The sequence below is a fragment of the Bacillus sp. C28GYM-DRY-1 genome (genome assembly GCF_030519405.1).
In the GTDB taxonomy this organism is placed as follows: domain Bacteria; phylum Bacillota; class Bacilli; order Bacillales; family Bacillaceae; genus Bacillus; species Bacillus spizizenii_A.
In genome coordinates, this window is sequence record NZ_JAUMKF010000001.1 from 1 (window position 1) to 24,227 (window position 24,227).

The 24,227-nt window shown below is 42.6% G+C and carries 22 protein-coding genes; 15 read left to right on the forward strand and 7 right to left on the reverse strand.

What is annotated here, in order from left to right:
• Window positions 1-188 precede the first annotated feature (188 nt).
• Complete coding sequence (gene nprE, locus Q3W56_RS00005; RefSeq protein WP_302894062.1) at window positions 189-1,754, reverse strand: neutral metalloprotease NprE; 1,566 nt, start codon at window positions 1,752-1,754, stop codon at window positions 189-191.
• A 287-nt stretch (window positions 1,755-2,041) separates the two neighbouring features.
• On the opposite strand from nprE, the gene Q3W56_RS00010 reads away from it, so the two are divergent.
• From Q3W56_RS00010 to Q3W56_RS00025, 4 genes are read left to right on the forward strand one after another with little or no spacing between them, the layout of a single operon-like run.
• On the forward strand, window positions 2,042-3,979 hold the full coding sequence (locus Q3W56_RS00010; protein ID WP_302894063.1) for a hypothetical protein: 1,938 nt from the start codon (window positions 2,042-2,044) through the stop codon (window positions 3,977-3,979).
• Window positions 3,969-4,238, forward strand: a complete 270-nt coding sequence (locus tag Q3W56_RS00015; RefSeq protein WP_302894065.1) for a hypothetical protein — start codon at window positions 3,969-3,971, stop codon at window positions 4,236-4,238. Before Q3W56_RS00010 ends, Q3W56_RS00015 begins: the two co-directional genes overlap by 11 nt.
• The gene (locus Q3W56_RS00020) at window positions 4,238-4,759 is read left to right on the forward strand and encodes a sigma-70 family RNA polymerase sigma factor (protein ID WP_302894319.1); all 522 of its coding nucleotides are present in this window, start codon (window positions 4,238-4,240) and stop codon (window positions 4,757-4,759) included. Before Q3W56_RS00015 ends, Q3W56_RS00020 begins: the two co-directional genes overlap by 1 nt.
• Window positions 4,756-5,049: a zf-HC2 domain-containing protein gene (locus Q3W56_RS00025; RefSeq protein WP_302894067.1), complete on the forward strand. Its 294-nt coding sequence runs from the start codon at window positions 4,756-4,758 to the stop codon at window positions 5,047-5,049. The genes Q3W56_RS00020 and Q3W56_RS00025 overlap by 4 nt, the downstream gene beginning before the upstream one ends.
• Window positions 5,050-5,089: 40 nt before the next feature.
• Here Q3W56_RS00025 and Q3W56_RS00030 read toward each other — a convergent pair whose 3' ends face one another.
• Window positions 5,090-5,701: a hypothetical protein gene (locus Q3W56_RS00030; RefSeq protein WP_302894068.1), complete on the reverse strand. Its 612-nt coding sequence runs from the start codon at window positions 5,699-5,701 to the stop codon at window positions 5,090-5,092.
• A 272-nt stretch (window positions 5,702-5,973) separates the two neighbouring features.
• Complete coding sequence (locus tag Q3W56_RS00035; protein ID WP_003221324.1) at window positions 5,974-6,162, reverse strand: YlaF family protein; 189 nt, start codon at window positions 6,160-6,162, stop codon at window positions 5,974-5,976.
• Window positions 6,163-6,273: 111 nt separating this feature from the next.
• Between Q3W56_RS00035 and typA the strand changes: the two genes are divergently transcribed.
• The gene (gene typA / locus Q3W56_RS00040; RefSeq protein WP_019714290.1) at window positions 6,274-8,112 is read left to right on the forward strand and encodes a translational GTPase TypA; all 1,839 of its coding nucleotides are present in this window, start codon (window positions 6,274-6,276) and stop codon (window positions 8,110-8,112) included.
• A 55-nt stretch (window positions 8,113-8,167) separates the two neighbouring features.
• Entirely contained in the window at window positions 8,168-8,485 is a 318-nt protein-coding gene (locus tag Q3W56_RS00045; RefSeq protein ID WP_003221327.1) for a YlaH-like family protein, read from the forward strand.
• A 55-nt stretch (window positions 8,486-8,540) separates the two neighbouring features.
• Here Q3W56_RS00045 and Q3W56_RS00050 read toward each other — a convergent pair whose 3' ends face one another.
• Window positions 8,541-8,750: a YlaI family protein gene (locus tag Q3W56_RS00050; RefSeq protein ID WP_080010279.1), complete on the reverse strand. Its 210-nt coding sequence runs from the start codon at window positions 8,748-8,750 to the stop codon at window positions 8,541-8,543.
• Between the two features lie 82 nt (window positions 8,751-8,832).
• The gene (locus Q3W56_RS00055) at window positions 8,833-9,462 is read right to left on the reverse strand and encodes a YhcN/YlaJ family sporulation lipoprotein (RefSeq protein WP_302894079.1); all 630 of its coding nucleotides are present in this window, start codon (window positions 9,460-9,462) and stop codon (window positions 8,833-8,835) included.
• 155 nt (window positions 9,463-9,617) lie between these two features.
• On the opposite strand from Q3W56_RS00055, the gene Q3W56_RS00060 reads away from it, so the two are divergent.
• Window positions 9,618-10,946, forward strand: a complete 1,329-nt coding sequence (locus Q3W56_RS00060) for a PhoH family protein (RefSeq protein ID WP_268399495.1) — start codon at window positions 9,618-9,620, stop codon at window positions 10,944-10,946.
• Between the two features lie 2 nt (window positions 10,947-10,948).
• Here Q3W56_RS00060 and Q3W56_RS00065 read toward each other — a convergent pair whose 3' ends face one another.
• The gene (locus Q3W56_RS00065; protein WP_302894082.1) at window positions 10,949-11,434 is read right to left on the reverse strand and encodes a peptidyl-prolyl cis-trans isomerase; all 486 of its coding nucleotides are present in this window, start codon (window positions 11,432-11,434) and stop codon (window positions 10,949-10,951) included.
• A 102-nt stretch (window positions 11,435-11,536) separates the two neighbouring features.
• Here Q3W56_RS00065 and glsA point away from each other — a divergent pair, with 102 nt between their 5' ends.
• The 4 genes from glsA to pyc all read left to right on the forward strand — a co-directional run bounded on the left by glsA (window position 11,537) and on the right by pyc (window position 17,772).
• Window positions 11,537-12,466 (forward strand): glutaminase A, encoded by a 930-nt coding sequence (gene glsA / locus Q3W56_RS00070; RefSeq protein ID WP_302894084.1) that lies wholly within the window; start codon window positions 11,537-11,539, stop codon window positions 12,464-12,466.
• A 97-nt stretch (window positions 12,467-12,563) separates the two neighbouring features.
• Complete coding sequence (locus tag Q3W56_RS00075) at window positions 12,564-12,845, forward strand: Fpa/YlaN family protein (RefSeq protein ID WP_003221339.1); 282 nt, start codon at window positions 12,564-12,566, stop codon at window positions 12,843-12,845.
• A gap of 199 nt (window positions 12,846-13,044) precedes the next feature.
• Window positions 13,045-14,256, forward strand: coding sequence for a cell division protein FtsW (gene ftsW, locus Q3W56_RS00080; protein WP_302894093.1), 1,212 nt, complete (start codon window positions 13,045-13,047; stop codon window positions 14,254-14,256).
• A 75-nt stretch (window positions 14,257-14,331) separates the two neighbouring features.
• Window positions 14,332-17,772: a pyruvate carboxylase gene (gene pyc / locus Q3W56_RS00085; protein ID WP_302894094.1), complete on the forward strand. Its 3,441-nt coding sequence runs from the start codon at window positions 14,332-14,334 to the stop codon at window positions 17,770-17,772.
• 425 nt (window positions 17,773-18,197) lie between these two features.
• On the opposite strand, the gene ctaA is transcribed toward pyc, so the two are convergent.
• The gene (ctaA, locus tag Q3W56_RS00090) at window positions 18,198-19,118 is read right to left on the reverse strand and encodes a heme A synthase CtaA (RefSeq protein ID WP_302894095.1); all 921 of its coding nucleotides are present in this window, start codon (window positions 19,116-19,118) and stop codon (window positions 18,198-18,200) included.
• 354 nt (window positions 19,119-19,472) lie between these two features.
• Here ctaA and cyoE point away from each other — a divergent pair, with 354 nt between their 5' ends.
• From cyoE to ctaE, 4 genes are all read left to right on the forward strand, one after another.
• The gene (gene cyoE / locus Q3W56_RS00095; protein ID WP_019714300.1) at window positions 19,473-20,390 is read left to right on the forward strand and encodes a heme o synthase; all 918 of its coding nucleotides are present in this window, start codon (window positions 19,473-19,475) and stop codon (window positions 20,388-20,390) included.
• Between the two features lie 240 nt (window positions 20,391-20,630).
• Window positions 20,631-21,701, forward strand: coding sequence for a cytochrome c oxidase subunit II (gene coxB / locus Q3W56_RS00100; RefSeq protein ID WP_302894096.1), 1,071 nt, complete (start codon window positions 20,631-20,633; stop codon window positions 21,699-21,701).
• 32 nt (window positions 21,702-21,733) lie between these two features.
• Window positions 21,734-23,602, forward strand: a complete 1,869-nt coding sequence (gene ctaD, locus Q3W56_RS00105) for a cytochrome c oxidase subunit I (RefSeq protein WP_302894097.1) — start codon at window positions 21,734-21,736, stop codon at window positions 23,600-23,602.
• The gene (gene ctaE, locus Q3W56_RS00110) at window positions 23,602-24,225 is read left to right on the forward strand and encodes a cytochrome c oxidase subunit III (RefSeq protein ID WP_019714303.1); all 624 of its coding nucleotides are present in this window, start codon (window positions 23,602-23,604) and stop codon (window positions 24,223-24,225) included. Before ctaD ends, ctaE begins: the two co-directional genes overlap by 1 nt.
• Window positions 24,226-24,227: the final 2 nt, after the last annotated feature.

Here is a 24,227-nt window from a genome sequence, read left to right on the forward strand (position 1 = left end):
TTGGTCGAGAAGAACAAATTCGGCTGCGTTTTGAGAAGAATTTCTTGTGTGGAACATAAGAAAGACACCGTCCTTTTGAAGTCTTTCTTTTATTTTATTACAGGAGAATGGATATTTTAAGGGAAAAATAAAGGCTGTCGAGATTTTCTCGACAGCCTGAGCCTGAGACATTTCAGGCTTTTTTAACATTACAAACCAACAGCATTCCAGGCTGCTTCCACTTTAGCGGCATCAGTTGACCCGTACAGATCACGGGCTGATTGAATAAGAGCTGCCTTGGCATCTTTGAACGTGGAAGAAGGCGTGAGGTACGTTGTTAACGCACGGTAATAGATTTGCTGTGATTTAGAGACACCAAGCTTTGTAATAGTATTGTAAGCGGCTTTGTTTGGAATTCCGCTGTTTGTGTGTACGCCGCCATAATCGCCTTCATCTGTATTTGGGAGGTTTCTGTAATTGGCGTAATTGTCAGGCTGGCCGTATTTTGTCGGATTGGACAAGCTGCGGAGAGCAGGCTGGCTGACTGTAATGTCTTCACCGATGTCCCAATCTTCTGTATCGTTAAAATAACCGAATACGTCAGAGAAAGATTCGTTTAATGCCCCCGGCTGATTTTCATAAATCAGGTTGGCCGTTTCTTGAGTGACGCCATGTGTCATTTCATGCGCTGTCACATCTAATGAGCCTGAAAGCGGGGAGAAGAATGAACCGTCGCCGTCACCGTAAATCATTTGGTCTCCTGTCCATGCAGCATTATTGTACCGAGTGCCGTAGTGAACGGAAGAAACGATTTTACTGCCTTTGTTATCATAGCTGTTCCGTTTAAATGTCGTATAAAAATAATCGTACACTTTACCGAGATTATAGTGGGCGTCAACGGCTGCCCGCTGTGATGAAGATGTGAATGTATTTGTTGTACTTGAGACAAGCGTTCCCGGAAGGAAGCTTTGTCTGTTTTGTAAGTCATATGTAATGATTTGAGTGCCTGTTGGTTTAGAAAGATCTCTTAGTACGTATTTTCCGCTTTCATAAGAGATATTCAAAGGAACAGTTGCGCCCTTTAGTGTCGTTCCGCTTCCAGTGGCAGCAGCATGTTCTACTTTGTTTTGCTGTTTTAATATGCTGCCTGTTTCAGCATCAACTAAGACTTCCCAGTTGGCAGGTTCAGGTTCAATATAGCGAATCGTCACGTCATAAGCAAGACGATAGCTGCCGTCCTTTGTTTCTACAGCTTTTAATTCGGCTTTATTGCTGTTTTTGGCCTTTCCGTTAGATACAGCGTCTGGTGATTTGCCGATGGCTTTGAAAGCGAGTGCCAGCGCTTTTTCAGCAGAGACTTTTTGGCTGTTTTCTGTTTTTGCAGCAGATTGATTGTGTAATTCTCCATTGACCGCATAGACATTATCGGATTTATCAACGTGAACGATTACCTGTGAATCTTTAATAGGCACTCCGTTAACCACAGGTGCATATCGAAAGTGCTTGTACCCAAGGTCATCAGTCGTGCTTTCAACAAGCTTCAGCCTTTTGGCGGGATCACCTTTGAAAATGTTGCTGTTCTTTTTCAAAAACTGTTTGACAGCCTTGTCAGTTGGTGCAGAGAGCTCTGACTGCGCAATCGCGTTTTTGGAGAGAAAATTTGTTTGATTCTCTTTAAGCTGATGACTTTCAGCAGCCTGAACACCAGGAAGGCTGATTGACAAACTCATAAACGATGCAGCGACAGCAACAGACAATTTCTTACCTAAACCCACAATAAATCCCCCTTTTTGAAAATACTGAAAAATCTTTATGTTGTTATATTAAGCTAGCATTCTCGAATACTCAACAAAAACTAACAAAACTAGACAAAATTGATAGAATTGTCCTGTGTTTATTTTTGTTGAATAATATCAAGGTGAGTCAAGTGTCATGTGATGGCTCATTGCAAGTGTTCTGTCTATTTACATAACAAGGGAAAGGTAAGACATGTTTGTTTTTATTGAAACTTTTTGAAAAGCCGGCTGTCTAACTGAATGAGGCCTTAATAAGAAGTAAAGGATTGTTGTTCGTGTTGGAGTTATTCAGTCATTATGTATTGCATTTTGAACGTTATTTTATCTTAAGCAGACAAAGCACCTTGCTGATTCAATGGTCAATAGTTGTTCTGGCGGGTTTATATCTATTGGGGCGTCATCCTAAAATAAACCGGTACCGCATGATGTTCTTGGCAGGTGTCTTATTGCGGATTGTGTTGCTGGCTGGGGTGTCTGTTGAACTCATTCATCAGGTGCAGGCTACAAACTTTACCAGCGCTTACTTAAGAGAGGACGGCAATGAACTGCTGCCGCTGGTGCATTTTTTGTTATACGGGTATGTGCTGCTGACGGCTTTTCACTATATGCTGATGCCTCGTGATCATAGCGGAAAGGGCATGTTTTATACGTTCGATCTTGCCGTTGTCAGTTTGCCGATCGTACAAATGATATTCAGTTTCTTTTCGTATTGGAAGGAGTATCCTGATGGGGTCGAGCCGATTGAATTTGTGTTTCTGTTCCTCATCATCACTTTACCTATTGTTTTGAATGTACTGTTTTTCAAGCTGTATTGGAGAACAAATAAGGTTTTACTAGGGTTATTTTATACGCTGATTATCGGACTGCTTGTCTTGCTGCTTGTCCCATTTTCCGGGCAAATCTCCATAGACTATGGTGCAGTAATGCCGTTTACGATTTATTTAACAATGGCTGGATTTTTGATGAGCTATCATTTGTTCCAAAAGTCAGGCAAAGTTTATGTGCGTGTGAATAAGTGGCTGACGATGACTGTTATTGTGTTTTTTGTCTCGCTCTTAAATCCGATATATAACATAGGAACGGCTGCCTTTGCTGTATCAAAACCAGCAAATGTTCATGACTCATTCCATTTTGTAGGAGAGCACATTTCATCTGATAAAGCGGAAAAGATTCTAAGGTCATTTTTTCCTACTGATGAGACATTGTATTTGCACGATACAAACATGGATGTGCATTATTTCTACTCATTTGAAAGCATGAGCTATGAGGCAGACGTCGATGAAGTATCCCAGATGATTCGCGATTATCAGTACTTGAAAAAGCCGAAAGGGAAAACGCTGGCTGATCAGGAGTACGTACGGAAGTCCATCGCTTTCCTTGAGCAACATGGACGTGTATTAAATAAAGAACATATCGAAACAAAGGTATCTAAAGAAGACGGCCAGACAGCCGTTCGTATATTTCTGAAAAATCAACTTCATAAAAAAGATCATGATGATGGAACGGTATTTTATTGGGAAAAGGAAACCTTAATGAGCTTTAGTGAAGACCCTTCTATTTATCAGCTTGATTCTCTCCTGCATGTTCATATCACAGAACAAGACATACAAGGCAAAATGAAGAAAATGTTTACAGCTTTAAACATACCGAAACAGCCTTATCAGATTACAGATGTTGAAAGCAACGGCCTGCTTGGAGGTTTAGTGCATGTTGAAACAAAAGACGGAATTGTTGTGGAATTTGAAAGTGAATCCGGCAGTTTACAAAGTATTTCGCTTCCAATGAAAAAGAATATTCCACTGACAAACAACCAGCTACAGCGGCAAATATTATCGGTCTTCGATGCTGATGTATCAGAAATAAAGATAAAGAGCCGGCATAGTGATAAGACGGTGTATTCTGATTCCTCTCATACGTATGAGTTTTTTGAAGATCAAGGGCAGCTAAACGTTTATGTTTACAGCGATACACTCGATAAGTCATTCCCGTACACGTACAGTAATGGAAAATTGGCTTATGAAAAAGTAGCTTCTGCATACCAGGATGTTATATACAAAAAACGAATGCGTCCGATCATCGCTCAAAGAGGAAATGAACGCTATTATGCATGGCTGATCATTATTCAGCCGTTTGGTTCTAATCGCCACGATGCCTATGTGGTGGATGGAGAAACACAAGAGGTGAAAAGTCTTTATGAATCATAAAGAAAAAGAGTCTGTATTTTTAGATTTATATGACCTATATAAAGAAGGAGAGTTAGAGGATAAATCAATGGAATGGATGAAACAGCACGAACTGTTATTTCGAAAGAATGCGCAAGGGTTAAAGAGTGAATCTTGTTCAGAGAGAAGCCCGGGTGCTGAAGAAGAGAGCCAAATCAGACATATGAAAGTATGCCTGTCTTCCATGTATATCTGTTTCATTTTATTGGCCATTTGGATGACGGTGTGGTTTTACTTTTAATGAGACATGGGGATTCTATTGAGGATTTGTATCGACAGTATTACCAAGAAATTCTAAATTATTTATTCAGAAGGACTCACCACCTTGAAACAGCCAAGGACTTAGCACAGGACACGTTTGTGAAAGCTCTTAACGGCCTGGCTTCGTTTAGGGGGCATTCTTCCATCAGAACGTGGCTTTACACAATTGCACATCACACCTTCATCAATTGGTACCGCAGGGATGTCAAATACCAATTTAGTGATATCAGCAAGAATGAAGGATTAACGCAAACAACTTACGAGCAGCCTGAACAGTATCTGTCAAGGGCGGTAAAAAGCGAAATGCTGAGGCAGGAGCTTCTCCAGTTAAAGGATCAGCATCAATCGGTTTTGATTTTAAGAGAATTTCAAGAGCTCTCTTATGAAGAAATCGCTGAGATATTAGGGTGGAGTCCTTCAAAGGTGAAAACCACACTTCACCGGGCTAGATTAGAGCTAAAGAAAAACATGACGAAAAGAAGAGAGGAGGAGCGGATATGACCTGCTTTCTAGTAAGAGACCTGCTCCCTCTGTATCTTGAAGAATATTGTAAAAGTGAAACGGAACACGTCATTGAAGAACATTTAAAGACCTGCAGCAACTGCAGAGAAATGTATGACGTGATGGCTGAGCCTTTTGAATTGGAAGGTGGACAGGCCGTTGAGGAAGCTTTTCTGCCGGAAGAAGAAATGCGGTTCAAGCAGAGGTACTACGGTTTGCTAATCGTTAAAGCTGCCTGTTGGTTTGGAGCGGCAGTTGCCATGATGCTGATCATCAAATTGCTGATATAAAGAAAAGCGCTTGCCGAAATCGGGCAAGCGCTTTTTTACATTAAGCCTGGGGGTGAAGCATATCGTAAATCGCGGCAAGCTGTTCTTGTGACAGCGCACTGAAAAGTTTTTCATAAACGTCAGCTTGTAGAGGTGTCGCGCCTGCTTGTACCGCTGCATCTTTATCATAGCTGTATACATCGTCTTGTAATACAATTGCTTCTTGAAGAATGTGAATCTTTAGGGAAACAGCGGATAAAAATTGTTCAAGAGCGAGTGCCTCTTTTTCTGTGAAGCCAAGTTCTACTGCTTTTTCTGTATCGAATTTATATTGCCCATCTTCGACATACACACATTGTGAAACGATGTTGAAAAATTCTGATGTTGACTCCCATAATGATGCGATTACTTGAGCCTCTTCTTTTGTCATTCCTAGCTCGACAGCTTTTTCGCTGTCAAAATAATATACACCGTCTTGTTTGTATATACATTGATTTAGTATATCAATGAATGCATTGAGATCTTCGTTTGTGATTGTCTGGTGCTGAACATGGACAGACGTGTTATCACCTAGAGTTTTTGCGCTGGCTGCATCAGGGCCGAACGCAAATAGAGCAGCTGAAGTTATTGCGGCAGTCGTTAGCATTGCTTTTTTTACAAATGTTTTCTTCATGTTTCTTCTCTCCCTTTTGTGAATTGTGCTACGAATTCCATTATAGAGAGAGATTGGCGTCGAAAAAATAGGTTTTATGGTATTTTATGTATATCGTTACCGAACTACTTTTTGCCGATCGCATGTGTCATCATTAGAACAATTGTCTATGTATGAATGCTGTTTTGCATCTTCCTGACTAAGAAACAGGGGAGATAAGACTTAATCAAATGAAAAACACCGCTTTCTTTGCGGTGTTTTTTGATTACAATGTCTCCAGACGGGCAATGCTTTTAATCAAGCAAGCCTTGCTCGCGCATTTTCTTTTTTAATGTAAAACCGCCGCCCATTACGGCGCAAACAAGCACAATGCTGGCGATAATGCCTGCAGCGCTCTTTTCAGCGATAAAGACGCCGATCAGCATTATGCTGAAAACCGCTGCAAATGCAAATAATAATAGAAGCCAATTCATTTTTTTCATATTTCCATCCCCTTTTACGTCTTATCATAAGTTTACAGAAAAACGTGACGCTTTTAAAGAGGATGTGTGGTATAATATGAAAGTTATCTAATTTTTTTAGGAGATGAAAAAGTGAAACTTCGAAATGATCTTCGCAACATCGCGATTATTGCCCACGTTGACCATGGGAAAACGACTTTAGTCGATCAGCTTTTACACCAGGCTGGTACGTTCCGTGCCAACGAACAGGTTGCTGAACGCGCAATGGACTCTAATGATCTTGAACGCGAACGCGGCATTACAATTTTGGCGAAGAATACTGCGATTAACTATAAAGATACGCGCATTAATATTTTGGATACCCCTGGACACGCAGACTTTGGGGGAGAAGTAGAACGGATTATGAAAATGGTTGACGGTGTACTGCTTGTCGTTGACGCATATGAAGGCTGCATGCCTCAAACTCGTTTCGTTCTGAAAAAAGCTCTTGAGCAAAATCTGAACCCGGTTGTTGTTGTAAACAAAATTGACCGTGACTTTGCTCGTCCTGAGGAAGTGATTGATGAGGTTCTTGATCTGTTTATTGAGCTTGATGCCAATGAAGAGCAGCTCGAGTTCCCAGTGGTGTATGCTTCCGCAATTAATGGAACAGCGAGTCTTGATCCGAAACAGCAAGATGAAAACATGGAAGCTTTATATGAAACCATTATTCAGCATGTTCCGGCACCTGTTGAAAATGCAGATGAGCCGCTTCAATTCCAAGTTGCCCTTCTTGACTACAACGACTATGTAGGCCGTATCGGAATCGGCCGCGTATTCCGCGGGACAATGAAAGTCGGTCAGCAGGTTTCTCTTATGAAGCTTGACGGAACGGCTAAGTCATTCCGTGTAACAAAGATTTTCGGTTTCCAAGGCTTAAAGCGTGTGGAAATTGAAGAAGCAAAAGCAGGAGACCTTGTAGCGGTTTCCGGCATGGAAGATATTAACGTTGGTGAAACGGTATGTCCTGTAGACCATCAAGATCCGCTTCCAGTGCTTCGCATTGATGAGCCGACACTTCAAATGACATTTGTCGTGAATAACAGTCCGTTTGCAGGACGTGAAGGCAAATATGTAACGGCCCGCAAAATCGAGGAGCGTCTTCACTCTCAGCTTCAGACGGATGTGAGCTTGCGTGTTGAGCCAACAGCTTCTCCTGATGCTTGGGTTGTTTCCGGACGCGGTGAGCTGCACTTGTCAATTTTAATTGAAAATATGCGCCGTGAAGGCTATGAGCTTCAAGTTTCAAAACCTGAAGTTATCATCAAAGAAATCGACGGCGTACGCTGTGAGCCTGTTGAGCGTGTACAAATCGATGTTCCGGAAGAGCATACAGGCTCAGTTATGGAATCAATGGGTGCCCGCAAAGGCGAAATGATTGATATGATCAACAATGGAAACGGCCAAGTTCGTCTTATCTTTACAGTTCCTTCCCGCGGATTGATCGGTTACTCTACAGAGTTCCTATCATTAACACGCGGATTCGGTATTCTGAACCATACATTTGACAGCTACCAGCCGATGCAGGCGGGCCAAGTCGGCGGACGCCGCCAGGGTGTGCTTGTATCAATGGAAAACGGAAAAGCGACATCTTATGGAATTCAAGGAATTGAAGACCGCGGTGTCATTTTCGTTGAGCCGGGTACTGAAGTATACGAAGGAATGATCGTTGGAGAGCATAACCGTGACAACGACCTTGTGGTTAACGTCAGCAAAATGAAACAGCAGACGAACGTCCGCTCTGCAACAAAGGACCAGACAACTACAATTAAAAAAGCGCGCATCATGTCTCTTGAGGAATCTCTGGAGTACTTAAACGAAGATGAATACTGTGAAGTAACTCCTGAATCTATCCGTTTAAGAAAGAAAATCCTCAATAAAAACGAACGTGAAAAAGCGGCTAAAAAGAAAAAAACAGCAGGATTGTCTTAATCACTTGCAGAATTTGAAAAGATAGAACCCGCACTTTGCAGGGGAGGGAATCTTTTTGAATGACGTAAGTGAACGCCTGTCGTTCTTCGCCGCTCTATATCAAGTAGACCGGCAGCCTGCGGCAGGCATGTGGCTGCTGTACGGCACGATTTTTGTGTTGGCCGTTATTGTATTTAAGCTTGGATTTGCTAAACGGCTTCCGGTATTAAAATCAGCAGTGGTGTATGTATTTCTGGCTTTGGGCTGCACTGTTTTGACCTTTTTAGGAGTGTTTTTGCCCGTGGCAGAGGGATTGATCGTCGCTGCGCTGATTTTAATCATTTACAAAATTCGGCTGTATCAGTCGAAAAAGGGACAGTCTGCAAAATCATAAAAAGACTCAGCTGAGAAGCTGAGTCTTTTTTGTGTTGTGTATGAAAGCGATTGCGTTATTTTTTGACTTTTTCTTTTTTTGGCTGTCCCGGGTGAAAAGTGAATTTTCCCGTTTTCAGTCGTTCTTCTGTTTTTTGGGCGATCCGGTCGTGGCATTCCTGGCACATATATGTATGGATTGGGCGGTTTCGAAGCCGTTTCGCGATCAGGGTATCATCATCAATTGTTTCAATTTTTTCGCAAATAGAACATTGGACCCTCATCATATCACCTCTTTCACTAACATGTATTATAGCACGGATCAGAAGCTGTCCAAAATAAGAAAAAGCTAAAGCACGAGGCTATAGCTTAATTATTGGTATTCTTTTTCATATGATGATCAGATTGATCGTTTTGCTCCTGTTCCATTTCCTGCTGCTGATTTCTGTTTAATTGGTCATTTTGCTGCTTTGTTTGCGGCTCGTCTTCATTGTCAATCACATCGTTAGGCACTTCCGGAAGCACTCGGCCGACAATCGCAGCTAATTCATCTAGTATGCCTGTTACCGGACGGCCTTTACTGATTTCTCTGCTCATTTCATTTAGGCGGCTGACCGTATCTGGGTCAGCGATGACAACTGCGTTGGCGCCATATCGATCATTTTTTAGAGCCTGTGCCACAGAATATTTAATCGTTTCCACTTTGCTTCTGTCCAAATTATCATCGACATCAATCCCAACAACGGCATAACCCCCTAGCACAACGGCTGTTGCATCCTTGACATCTGGAATTTTTTCAGCAACGCTGACAAGATGCTTGGCAATGTCCGTTCTTGTTCCATTGTCTTTTGTCTCCTGAGTTGTGTCCTTTACGTGAATCGGTTTGGTTTCCTGCTGTCTTGTTGATTCTTTTTCAACATCCTGATCCTGTTTTCCTTGTTGATAGGCACATGCGGACAGGATAAGTGTCAGCTGTATGAGAATGAAAAGAATTCGCACTTGCGGGTTCCCTCCTTGAAATGCATTCATTAATTTTATTGTTGAATTAACCTTCTATCTTTATGCACAAAAACATATATTTTAGCAGGCATTCACCTTTTTTCATCGTAAGAGAAGCAGGAAGAACATTGACCCTTATATCAGGAGGCTGAGACTTGAGTAAAATTTATGTGTTAGATACGAATGTGTTATTACAGGATCCTAACGCGATATTTTCTTTTGAAGAAAATGAGGTTGTCATCCCTGCTGTCGTATTAGAAGAGGTTGATTCAAAGAAACGGTATATGGACGAAGTTGGAAGGAATGCAAGGCATGTATCTAAGCTGATCGATGCGCTAAGGCAAAAGGGCAGGCTGCATGAGCATGTTCCGCTCGACACGGGCGGCACACTGAGAATTGAACTAAATCATCGTTCGTTTCACCAACTTCAAGAGATTTTTATTGAAAAGACGAACGATAATCGCATATTAGCCGTTGCGAAAAACTTAAGCCTCGAGGAAGAAACGAAGGAAAATGGCAGGCCGGTTATCCTTGTCAGCAAGGACGTACTTGTCAGAGTGAAAGCGGACGCGATCGGACTGCTCGCCGAGGATTTCTTAAATGACCGGGTTGTGGACAATGATGAAATGTACAGCGGCTATAAGGATTTATATATCAGCCAGCAGCTGTTCAGCTCTTTTTACGGGAAAAATCAAATTTCAGTAAATGATATAAAACAGCATACGTTTTACCCGAATCAATTCGCATTAATGAAGGATGAACTGGGAGGATCCTCCTCGGCAGTCGGAATTGCAGATAAAACCGGCACGGTATTAAAAAGACTCGTATTTGATGATGAACATATTTGGGGAATCAGACCGAAAAATGTACAGCAGACAATGGCATTAGAGCTTTTACTGCGTGAAGATATTCCGCTTGTCACCCTGATCGGAAAAGCCGGAACCGGCAAGACGCTTTTAGCATTGGCGGCGGGACTATTACAGACAGAAGACCTAGGAATATACAAAAAGCTGGTCGTGGCGAGGCCTATTGTTCCTGTGGGCAAAGATATTGGGTACTTGCCGGGCGAAAAAGAGGAAAAGCTAAAGCCTTGGATGCAGCCGATTTTTGACAATTTGGAATTTCTATTTAATGCGAAAAAACCGGGGGAGCTTGAGGCCATTCTGGCGGGTATTGGCTCAATTCAGGTAGAGGCGCTGACTTATATCAGGGGGAGAAGCATTCCAGACCAATTTATTATTATTGACGAAGCGCAAAATTTGACCAGGCATGAGGTGAAAACACTGCTGACGAGGGTCGGTGAGGGGAGTAAAATTGTCTTAATGGGCGATCCCGAACAAATTGATCACCCATATTTAGACAGTCTGAATAATGGTTTAGCCTATGTGGTTGAGCGGTTTAAAGGACAACCCATATCAGGCAGCGTGAAGCTGTTAAAAGGTGAGAGATCAGGCCTCGCCCAGCTTGCCGCTGACTTGCTGTAACACTAAATGATTTCGATTTCTTTTATATCGGTGATCGGCTGTTTGTGATCAACTGGATCTTCAAAGTAAATATGAACGGGGCCGCCTTCTTGAATCGGCTTGCCCGCCTCACTGAAATGGACAATACTGTTTAGAGCGGTTTCCAGAGGAACGGCGGCCTTTCCCGAACTTGTGACAAATACGCATTGTGCCGCAGAACTGAGCGGCTCGGCATTTTTCAGCACAGTCCCAAGTTTCATTGCAAAACTGCCGTTCATCAGTTTTTGCCTCTCGTATTGTTTTTCTGTCTTTAATGTCGGCGGCGCAATTCGTCCTTCTCTGATAACGCGTTCAGGATCAAGATCGGATTTATCCCCGGCTGATTGTAAATGTGAGTCTTGACTGTCCCCTTTGCGGTCAAACGAAAATTTGCGATCATCAAAAATCCATACGCTTGGATCAATGGTGATCGGATATGTAACATTGCCTTTTACTTGTATAACACTCATGATATAACCCCCTTCTCTCAAAATTATAAAAGTTTTCGCATGAATTGTCACTTTGTGTACAAATTATGTGTATTGAAATGCTCAGGGAGCGAGGGTGGTTGCATGGTATGCCGGCATAATGATGAGCTTGAAGCTTTAGTGAAAGAGGCGAAAAAGGTGACGGACAAGGGGGAGGTAGCCAGCTATATTCCCGCCTTGGCAAAAGCCAATAAACACGATCTATCAGTGGCGATTTATTATTCCAATAATATTTGTCTGTCAGCAGGTGACGTAGAAAAAACATTCACACTTCAAAGTATATCGAAAGTCCTCTCACTTGCTTTGGTACTAATGGAATACGGCAAAGGTAAGGTCTTCAGCTATGTTGGACAGGAGCCGACTGGTGATCCGTTTAATTCTATTATCAAGCTGGAAACAGTGAATCCGAGCAAGCCGTTAAACCCTATGATCAATGCCGGGGCTTTGGTAGTGACAAGCTTGATTAGAGGGGAAACGGTGAAAGAGAGACTTGATTATTTACTTTCTTTTATCAGAAGGCTGACAAACAACCAAGAGATTACTTACTGCCGGGAAGTGGCTGAATCCGAATACAGCACATCAATGATAAATCGGGCAATGTGTTATTATATGAAGCAGTACAGCATTTTTGAGGATGATGTAGAAGCGGTAATGGATTTATACACGAAGCAATGCGCAATTGAGATGAACAGTCTCGATTTGGCGAAAATCGGATCTGTATTTGCGCTGAACGGCAGACAACCTGAGACTGGGGAGCAAATCATTCCAAAAGATGTCGCCAGAATTTGCAAAACATTTATGGTGACGTGCGGAATGTACAATGCTAGCGGGGAATTTGCAATTAAGGTCGGGATTCCTGCAAAAAGCGGCGTATCCGGAGGGATTATGGGCCTTTCACCCTACGATTTCGGGATCGGCATTTTTGGTCCGGCATTGGATGAAAAAGGGAACAGCATTGCAGGTATAAAGCTTTTGGAAATAATGTCTGAGATGTACAGGCTGAGTATTTTTTAATTTATGTCATCTGCTTAAATCCTCTTGCATTTTCTGCTGATACCCTTTATGATAAATAGAAGAATTAGGTACTCGCCTGGGGAACGGAGGGATACTTTTGGCTTCAGAGATGATAGTAGACCATCGGCAAAAAGCTTTTGAACTCTTAAAAGTAGACGCTGAGAAGATTTTGAAGCTGATCCGAGTACAAATGGATAACTTAACGATGCCTCAATGTCCTCTATATGAAGAGGTTTTAGATACTCAAATGTTCGGGCTTTCGAGGGAAATCGATTTTGCTGTCCGCCTGGGATTGGTTGATGAAAAAGACGGTAAAGACCTTTTATACACATTGGAGCGCGAATTGTCTGCTTTGCATGACGCGTTTACAGGTAAATAAATGATAAAACTCAAACTTATTAACAGTTTGGGTTTTTTTATAACCGCTAATTTTCTCTCACTAAAGACGGTCTTTTTTTACACATTCCTTCCGAATCGTATAGAGATTCTTCGTCTCATTTGATAAATTGTAGTAAAATAAAAAAGATAAATACATAAAACCATAGATATTGGAAGCTAGAAGCAGGGAAGAGGATGTTATGTTAAAAAAAATGCTCAAATCTTATGATTACTCACTGATATTCGCAATTGTTTTACTATGCGGATTCGGTTTAGTGATGGTATACAGTTCAAGCATGATTACGGCTGTTTCACGATATAACGTAAGCAGTAATTTTTTCTTCATGCGGCAGCTGTTTGCTTTAATTGCAGGTGGCGCTCTTTTTATTCTCATGGCTGTGTTTCCTTACAAAGCACTGGCTCATCAAAAGTTTCAGAAGGCAATACTGCTTGTTTCTGTTCTTGCGCTTATCTCGCTGTTTGTATTCGGTCATGTTGCCGGAAACGCGCAAAGCTGGTTTAAAATCGGCGGAATGAGTATCCAGCCGGGGGAGTTTGTTAAACTTGCAGTGATTTTATACCTTGCAGCCGTATATGCCAAAAAACAAAGTTATATCGACCATCTGTTAACGGGAGTCGCTCCTCCGGTAGTCATGACGCTTGTAATTTGCAGTTTAATTGCCATGCAGCCAGATTTCGGTACAGCCATGATTATAGGGCTGATTGCGACGTGCATGATTTTGTGCTCCGGTTTCAGTGGAAAGACACTGATGAGGCTTGTTTTGCTGGGCGGAATTGTTTTAATTTTAATCAGCCCAATTATCTATTTAAATCAGGACAAAATTTTAACTGAAGGTCGTTTGGCACGTTTTGAGAGTCTTGAAGACCCATTTAAGTATGCAAATTCATCAGGTTTACAAGTGATCAATTCTTACTATGCGATCGGCTCAGGCGGCATTTTCGGTCTTGGGCTCGGTGAAGGTATTCAAAAATATGGATATCTGCCTGAATCACACACTGACTTTATTATGGCTGTTATTGCTGAAGAACTAGGTATTTTTGGGGTATTATTTGTGATTTTTCTTTTGGGCTTTATCGTCATAAAAGGGTTTTATATAGCCAGAAAATGCGAGGATCCGTTTGGGAGTCTTCTAGCGATCGGCATTTCGAGTATGATTGCCATACAATCGTTTATTAACCTTGGCGGAGTAAGCGGATTAATTCCGATTACAGGGGTTACGCTGCCATTTATCAGTTACGGGGGCTCTTCTTTGGTGCTGCTGCTGGCGAGTATGGGGATATTAGCAAATATCAGTATGTTTGTGAAATATTCAGAGAATAAAAAAAAGAGAGAGCCCTTGGCGCCGAAGGGAATGAAAAAGAAACAGACCAAAAAAACTGCTTATCTGTAAAAAAACAAGTGTGTACAGGGGAAGGGGATTCCGCTATGATAGATTATATTCCATTCGGGTAAGGGGGAGAAAAGTTTGTCACAGCAATTAATACAAAAAGTATTAGTAGCAAACAGGGGAGAAATTGCAATCCGAATATTTCGGGCGTGCACCGAGTTGAATATTCGTACAGTTGCGGTCTATTCAAAAGAAGATTCCGGTTCCTACCATCGGTACAAAGCGGATGAAGCATACCTGGTCGGTGAAGGGAAGAAACCGATTGATGCTTATTTGGATATTGAAGGAATCATTGATATTGCGAAAAGAAACAAAGTGGATGCGATTCATCCGGGATACGGTTTCTTGTCTGAAAATATCCATTTTGCGAAGCGATGTGAAGAAGAAGGCATCGTATTCATTGGTCCAAAATCCGAACATCTAGATATGTTTGGTGACAAGGTAAAAGCGCGTGAGCAGGCAGAAAAAGCTGGAATCCCTGTGATTCCCGGAAGCGACGGCCCTGCAGAAACGCTTGAAGCAGTCGAACAATTTGGGCAAACGAATGGTTATCCGATTATCATTAAAGCTTCACTGGGCGGCGGCGGACGCGGTATGCGGATTGTCAGATCTGAAAGTGAAGTGAAAGAAGCATATGAGCGTGCAAAATCAGAGGCAAAAGCAGCCTTTGGCAATGATGAAGTGTATGTAGAAAAATTGATTGAAAATCCAAAACATATTGAGGTTCAGGTGATTGGTGACAAGCAGGGCAATGTTGTTCACCTTTTTGAGAGGGACTGTTCTGTTCAAAGACGCCACCAAAAAGTCATTGAAGTGGCGCCGAGTGTCTCTCTATCACCTGAATTAAGAAACCAAATTTGTGAAGCAGCAGTTGCGCTTGCGAAAAATGTAAACTATATTAACGCGGGTACGGTAGAGTTCCTTGTTGCAAACAACGAATTTTACTTTATTGAAGTAAACCCTCGCGTACAAGTTGAACACACAATTACAGAAATGATTACAGGTGTCGATATCGTTCAAACACAGATCCTTGTTGCCCAAGGGCACGGCCTTCACAGCAATAAAGTAAATATTCCTGAGCAAAAGGACATTTCTACAATCGGCTATGCCATTCAGTCACGGGTAACGACAGAGGATCCGCAAAATGATTTCATGCCTGATACAGGAAAAATCATGGCTTACCGCTCAGGTGGCGGTTTTGGAGTCCGTCTTGATACCGGAAACAGCTTCCAAGGCGCCGTGATTACGCCATATTATGATTCACTTCTCGTTAAGCTTTCAACTTGGGCTTTAACGTTTGAACAGGCGGCGGCCAAAATGGTCCGAAACCTTCAGGAGTTTAGAATCAGAGGCATTAAAACAAACATTCCGTTTCTTGAGAACGTTGCAAAGCATGAGAAGTTCCTGACAGGGCAATATGATACGTCTTTCATTGATACAACACCTGAATTATTTATTTTCCCTAGACAGAAAGACCGCGGAACAAAAATGCTCACTTACATAGGCAATGTGACAGTGAACGGCTTCCCTGGAATCGGGAAAAAAGAAAAACCTGCGTTTGACAAACCGATAAACATAAAAGTAGACATCGATCAGCAGCCTGCCAGAGGAACAAAGCAAATTCTTGATGAAAAAGGTGCTGAAGGGCTTGCAAATTGGGTTAAGGAACAGAAATCTGTCCTTTTAACTGATACGACATTCAGAGATGCTCACCAATCCTTATTGGCGACGAGATTCAGATCGCATGATTTGAAAAAAATCGCGAATCCGACGGCTGCGTTATGGCCTGAGCTATTCAGTATGGAAATGTGGGGAGGCGCGACCTTCGATGTAGCCTACCGCTTCCTGAAAGAAGATCCGTGGAAACGTTTGGAGGAGCTTCGCAAAGAAGTGCCGAATACCTTATTCCAAATGCTGCTTCGTTCATCAAACGCGGTCGGCTACACGAATTATCCGGATAATGTGATTAAAGAATTTGTGAAGCAATCTGCTCAATCCGGTATTGATGTGTTCCGTATTTTCGACAGCTTAAACTGGGTAAAAGGGATGACATTAGCCATTGATGCCGTTCGGGATACCGGCAAAGTGGCAGAAGCAGCGATATGTTACACGGGAGATATCCTTGACAAGAACCGTACGAAATATGATCTTGCTTATTATACGTCGATGGCGAAGGAGCTTGAGGCTGCCGGAGCCCATATTCTCGGAATTAAAGATATGGCAGGGCTGTTAAAACCGCAGGCTGCATATGAACTCGTTTCTGCTTTGAAAGAGACGATCGACATCCCGGTTCACCTCCATACGCATGATACGAGCGGAAACGGTATTTATATGTATGCGAAAGCTGTTGAAGCTGGCGTTGATATCATAGACGTGGCGGTCAGCTCAATGGCAGGATTAACGTCTCAGCCAAGCGCGAGCGGATTTTATCATGCGATGGAAGGTCACGCCCGCCGTCCGGAAATGAATGTCCAAAACGTTGAAATGCTGTCCCAATATTGGGAGTCAGTTCGTAAATATTATAGCGAATTTGAAAGCGGAATGAAGTCTCCGCATACTGAAATTTATGAGCATGAAATGCCTGGAGGCCAATACAGCAACTTGCAGCAGCAGGCGAAGGGAGTAGGCCTAGGCGACCGCTGGAATGAAGTCAAAGAAATGTACAGACGCGTCAACGATATGTTCGGCGACATCGTGAAGGTCACACCTTCCTCTAAAGTAGTCGGAGATATGGCGCTCTACATGGTGCAAAACAATCTGACTGAAAAGGACGTATACGAAAAAGGCGAACAATTAGATTTCCCTGATTCTGTTGTGGAGCTTTTCAAAGGAAACATCGGCCAGCCTCATGGCGGATTCCCGGAAAAACTACAAAAGCTGATCTTAAAAGGACAGGAGCCGATTACGGTCAGACCGGGAGAACTGCTTGAGCCGGTATCCTTTGAAGCGATCAAACAGGAATTTAAAGAGCAGCATAACTTGGAGATTTCAGATCAAGATGCTGTGGCGTATGCCCTTTATCCTAAAGTCTTCTCTGATTATGTGAAAACGGCTGAAAGCTATGGAGACATTTCGGTATTAGATACGCCGACATTTTTCTATGGCATGACATTAGGTGAAGAAATAGAAGTGGAAATTGAGCGCGGAAAAACGCTGATCGTTAAGTTGATTTCAATCGGTGAGCCTCAGCCTGATGCCACTCGCGTCATTTATTTCGAACTGAACGGACAGCCGCGTGAAGTTGTCATCAAAGATGAAAGCATTAAGTCTTCCGTTCAGGAAAGACTGAAAGCGGACCGGACAAACCCAAGCCACATCGCAGCCTCTATGCCTGGAACGGTTATTAAGGTATTGACTGAAGCAGGTACAAAAGTCAATAAAGGTGATCATTTGATGATCAATGAAGCGATGAAAATGGAAACAACGGTTCAGGCACCTTTCTCAGGAACAATCAAGCAGGTTCATGTGAAAAATGGCGAGCCGATCCAAACGGGAGATCTGCTTCTCGAAATTGAATAAACATAATAAACTGGAGTGTATATCGTTTGATATACACTCTTGTTTTTTTAGGGGAAAATCGTAGGAAATGAAAATTATGAGTCTAGAAGACAATACAGCACTGTCACAAGCCATTACATATTTAAAACAAAAACAGGCTTATCTGCTCCCAAACTCTCAGATATGAGCCATAAATGTTTTTCTTTAAGGCACGATCCTGTTTTTTATATGAAGTATGGCCAAAATGGCTCTTTATGCACATTTTTTATCATGAAGCAATGCTTACGCTTTGCAGGCTGTGATGTGGATCCGATGACAAAAAATACGGAGCGCAGCGAGCCGCTCAATGATCATCAAGTCCAGCGGAGGTCTTTGTGATACGTATGAAGCGGGAAAAAACAGGAGACAAAAAAGACCAAAGCGCAGAAAGCTTTGGTCTAGAGTTATTATGATTGTCTTGATTCATAACGGAAGCGTGCAATCAATAATAAGAAGTAGCATAGAATGCCAAACAGGCAGGCAATAAAGAACGAGTGGGCAAGTGCAAAGCCCAGGGCCATTTCAGAGTATACAATCATAATACCGGACAGCGCCTGTAATGTAATAAAAACTAGACATGAGATCCATCCCCAAAAGATCTGCTTTTGATCTTTATAGGAAGTGATAGCATGAACAGCCGCTACAATAATCCATACAAACAACAGCAAGGCTGCTGCTCTGTGGCCCATCTGCACCCATTCATGGAATTGAGTCGGCAGTCCATTGTTCAGCGGACTGCATAACGGAACATCAGGACATGCCAGACTTGATTCAGTATGTCTTACATATGCGCCTGTATACACAACGATATAGGAATATATTAAAATCCCTATCATGTGAAATTGCATTTTTTTGCCGATTTGAAGCGGCATAATTAGTTTTCTAACTGATTTATCTGCTTCAAATATGAGCAATGTCAAAATGAGCACTGAAGCAAAAGAAATCAATGAAATGCCAAAGTGAAGCGCCATAATCAGCGCATTTGAACCGAATACGACAGCCAATGCGCCAAGCAATGCCTGTAAAAATAAAAAGATAATAGACATGATCGCGAGAAACGTTGTTTCACGGAAAATCGGCGTGATTGTTCTCCATGACCAAAACGCAAGGCTTAACACAAGGATAATAGAGATCCCGCTTGCGAATCGGTGGCTCCATTCAATAATTGAAGCCGGATCCATTTCAGGGAAAAAACGGCCGTGACACAGCGGCCACTGTCTGCCGCAGCCTTGGCCGGAACCTGTTTTTGTAACGAGAGCTCCCCCGATTAAAACAATAAGCATGACAAACGTTGTCAGAACACCGAGAGCTTTTAATGCTTTATTCATACAATATTCACCTTCTCAATATACTGCTGCAATTTTTTATACGTTCCAAGTGTAAGCGAATATGTGTTTTGTGGCAATTCTTAGAGCCTTTTGTTCACAAAAATATAATAGAATGAAGGCTTCCGGAAAATGTACACTTGATTATTCATGCTGGGTCTGATAGAAATAAGGTAAACGCACTGCCGATTTCGGCGATTGCCTTCATCCTTGGTAAAATTCATAAAAAGTTCACAAATAAATTCCTGTTTGTCGTTTAATATTTAATAGGATGTTTTTTTACAAGATGTTATCTTGTATGATAGAGTTGCAGGTTTTATATTGTCCTGCGTTAGGTTTGTAAGGGAGGTTTACGTTATGGCTAACTCCAGAATCATAAATGATACAGCTATAGACGGACAAATTGAAGAAACAACGGTGTGGAAAGATTTTCTGTCCCTTATTAAAATAGGGATCGTCAATTCCAATCTCATCACGACTTTTACTGGAATGTGGCTTGCACTGCATATTTCCGGTTTGAGTTTTTTAGGCAATATAAACACCGTTCTTCTTACATTAATCGGGTCATCTCTGATTATTGCAGGCTCCTGCGCGATCAATAACTGGTATGACCGGGATATCGATCATCTTATGGAGCGCACGAAAGTAAGACCGACGGTTACAGGTAAAATTCAGCCGAATCAGGCGTTATGGTCTGGAATTTTGCTGGTTGCTTTAGGATTAATTATGCTGCTGATGACAACTGTCATGGCTGCTGTTATTGGTTTTATCGGAGTCTTTACGTATGTTGTATTGTACACAATGTGGACGAAACGCCGCTATACGATTAACACAGTAGTAGGAAGTGTTTCCGGTGCTGTTCCGCCGCTTATTGGATGGACGGCAGTGGAAGGGCATATCGGTGTCGTGGCATGGGTATTATTCATGATTTTATTTATTTGGCAGATTCCTCATTTCTTGGCATTGGCTATTAAGAAAACGGAGGATTACAGAGCCGCAAATATTCCGATGCTTCCTGTCGTATACGGATTTGAAGTGACAAAAAGACAAATTATTGTGTGGGTTGCGTGCCTGATGCCGCTTCCGTTTTTCCTTGGAAGCCTTGGCCTTCCGATTGTCATCCTCGGCTTGCTGTTAAATATCGGCTGGCTGATTCTCGGCTTAATGGGCTTTCGCTCTAAGAACATCATGAAGTGGGCAACGCAGATGTTTGTTTACTCGCTTAACTACATGACAATCTATTTTGTTGCCATGGTTGTCTTAACTCTTTTCTAAAAAATAGATACGTTGCTTGTTTTATTGCTTCAAAATAAACGATGACAACTAGTAAATGCCGCCTTGACCTCTTGTTTAATCAGGCGGCTTTACTTTTATACATAGATGGCATTTTGAGTAAAAAAACTCATAATTTAAGAGAAGAGGAAATGTAAGTGCTTTATTGGTGATAGGCTGGATTGCAATGGGTTTTGACTCTGCTTTCCGCCTTTGTATTGACCAGAAAAGGGGTTGGGTGAAATGGTAAAGCATTGGCGTCTTAGTTTATTATTAGCCTTAGTACCGCTTCTATTAAGCGGATGTGGAAAACCTTTTTTATCCACGCTCAAGCCTGCTGGCGAGGTGGCTGATAAACAGTTTGACCTGACAGTGCTCAGCACATTGATTATGGTGGTTGTTGTTGCAGTAGTATCTGTTATCTTCTTTTATGTAATTGTGAGATTCAGAAGATCACGGGTCGGTGAGAACACGATACCGAAACAGGTAGAGGGGAACAAATTTTTAGAAATCACATGGACCGTGATCCCGATTTTACTGCTCATCATTCTTGTGATTCCTGTCGTATTATATACGCTTGAGCTTGCGGATACATCACCAATGGATAAGAAAGGCCGCAAAGCTGAGGATGCGCTAGTAGTCAATGTCCGGGCAAATTTATATTGGTGGGAGTTTGAATATCCTGATTACGGTATTATCACAAGCCAGGAGCTGATTGTGCCGACAGACCAGCGTGTCTATTTTAATTTAAAAGCTTCAGATGTAAAACATTCCTTCTGGATTCCTTCAGTAGGAGGAAAACTTGATACGAATACAGATAATGAAAATAAGTTTTTCCTGACATTTGATTCAAAACGAAGCAAAGAGGCAGGAGATATGTTTTTTGGAAAGTGTGCAGAGCTTTGCGGCCCTTCACACGCGCTGATGGATTTTAAGGTAAAGACGATGTCTGCAAAAGAATTCCAGAGCTGGACAAAAGAAATGAAAAACTATAAGTCTACAACAGAGAGCGATTTGGCTAAGCAGGGCGAAGAACTGTTTAAAGAGAAGAACTGTCTGAGCTGCCATGCAGTAGAGCCGAATGATAAGCGTGCAGAAGCAGCGAGAACGGCCCCTAATTTGGCGACCTTCGGTGAAAGGGCAAAAGTGGCAGGGGTGAAAGACGCCAACGAAGAAAATGTGAAGGCTTGGCTGAAGGATCCTGAGAGCATAAAACCGGGTAACAAAATGACAGGAACCTATCCGAAGCTCTCAGACAGTGAAACAGATGCGCTTTATGAATACTTAAAAGGCTTAAAAACGGAAAGCAAGTAGGGAAGAAAGGGAGATATTGGGGGAGGTCACATATGTTGAATGCGCTTACAGAAAAACGGACGCGCGGATCTATACTTTGGGATTATTTGACGACGGTGGACCATAAAAAAATCGCAATTCTTTACTTAATCGCCGGGGGGTTCTTCTTTCTTGTCGGTGGAATTGAAGCGATGTTTATCAGAATTCAGCTTGCAAAGCCGGAAAACGCTTTTCTCAGTGCCCAAGCGTATAATGAAGTAATGACTATGCACGGGACGACAATGATCTTTCTGGCTGCTATGCCGCTTTTATTTGCCTTGATGAATGCGGTCGTTCCCTTGCAGATTGGGGCTCGCGACGTTTCGTTTCCATTTTTAAACTCGCTCGGTTTTTGGCTCTTCTTTTTCGGGGGCATTTTCTTAAATCTAAGCTGGTTTTTAGGCGGGGCGCCAGACGCGGGCTGGACGTCATACGCCTCACTTTCGCTACATTCTGAAGGGCACGGCATAGACTTTTTCGTCCTCGGACTGCAAATATCGGGGCTCGGGACGCTGATAGCCGGGATTAACTTTTTGGCCACGATTATCAACATGAGGGCTCCCGGCATGACATACATGAGGCTGCCTTTGTTCACATGGACGACATTTGTAGCCTCGGCATTAATTTTGTTTGCATTTCCGCCGCTTACGGCCGGATTGGCTCTGATGATGCTCGACCGGCTGTTCGGCACCAATTTCTTTAATCCGGAGCTTGGCGGAAATACGGTCATTTGGGAACATTTATTTTGGATCTTTGGCCATCCGGAGGTTTATATCTTAATTTTGCCTGCATTTGGTATTTTTTCAGAGGTCATCCCTGTGTTTGCCAGAAAGCGTTTGTTTGGGTATTCATCAATGGTTTTTGCCATCGTGCTCATTGGTTTTCTGGGCTTTATGGTTTGGGTGCACCATATGTTTACGACAGGTCTCGGCCCGATTGCAAATGCGATTTTTGCGGTTGCCACAATGGCTATCGCGATACCGACCGGGATTAAGATTTTTAACTGGCTTTTGACGATCTGGGGAGGGAATGTAAAGTATACGACAGCAATGCTATACGCCGTCTCATTTATTCCATCCTTCGTGCTCGGCGGTGTGACGGGTGTCATGCTGGCAGCGGCAGCTGCTGATTATCAGTTCCATGATACGTATTTTGTGGTGGCGCACTTTCACTATGTCATTATTGGCGGCGTGGTATTCGGCCTTTTAGCCGGTGTTCATTTCTGGTGGCCGAAAATGTTCGGTAAAATTCTGCATGAGACGATGGGGAAAATTTCATTTGTATTGTTTTTTATCGGCTTTCATCTCACGTTTTTCATCCAGCATTTTGTCGGATTAATGGGAATGCCGCGCCGGGTTTATACGTTTTTGCCAGGCCAGGGTCTTGAAACAGGTAACTTGATCAGTACAATCGGGGCGTTTTTTATGGCGGCAGCTGTTATTCTGCTGCTGGTCAATGTCATTTGGACATCTGTAAAAGGCGAATTTGTCGGAGCTGATCCATGGCAGGACGGACGTACCCTTGAATGGACCGTTTCTTCACCGCCGCCTGAGTATAACTTTAAACAGCTTCCTTTTGTCAGAGGGCTTGATCCGTTTTGGATCGAGAAGCAGGCAGGACACAATTCAATGACACCGGCTGAACCGGTTGATGATATTCATATGCCAAACGGCTCAATCCTGCCGTTCATCATTTCTTTAGGCCTCTTTGTCGCAGCGTTCGGGCTGCTGTACAGAACCGATCACGCTTGGGGGCTGCCGGTGATCTTTATCGGACTCGGCATCACATTTATTACGATGCTGCTTCGTTCAGTAATTGATGATCACGGCTATCATATTCATAAAGAGGAACTGCCGAACGATGATAAAGGGGTGAAGGCATAATGCAAATTGAAGAAAAATTCACCGCAGAAACCTTTCCAGCTTCTCCCGAAAAAGTAACACTGGAAGGGAAAAATAAATTTTTAGGCTTTTGGCTTTTTCTTGGGGGAGAGACAGTATTGTTTGCGTCTCTCTTCGCAACGTTTCTTGCGCTTCGGAATTCAAATGCCGGTGATCCGCCTACGACGGAAATGTTCGATGTAACACTTGTGTTTATAGCCACAATGCTGCTATTAACGAGCAGTTTAACAAGTGTGTACGCGATGTACCACATGAAGAACTTTTCTTTCGGCAAAATGCAGCTTTGGCTGGGAATTACGATTTTATTGGGGGCTGGCTTTTTAGGACTGGAAATCTATGAATTTACGCATTACACACATGAGTTTGGCTTTACGATCACCAGCTCTGCGCTCGGTTCCGCGTTTTACACGCTTGTCGGTACACACGGCGCCCACGTGGCATTTGGGCTTATGTGGATCAGCACGCTGATGATCCGTAATGCCAAGAGGGGGCTGAACCTTTATACGGCGCCTAAGTTTTATGTTGCCAGTCTTTATTGGCACTTTATTGATGTCGTGTGGGTCTTCATCTTTACCGTTGTATATTTAATGGGGATGGTGGGATAAAC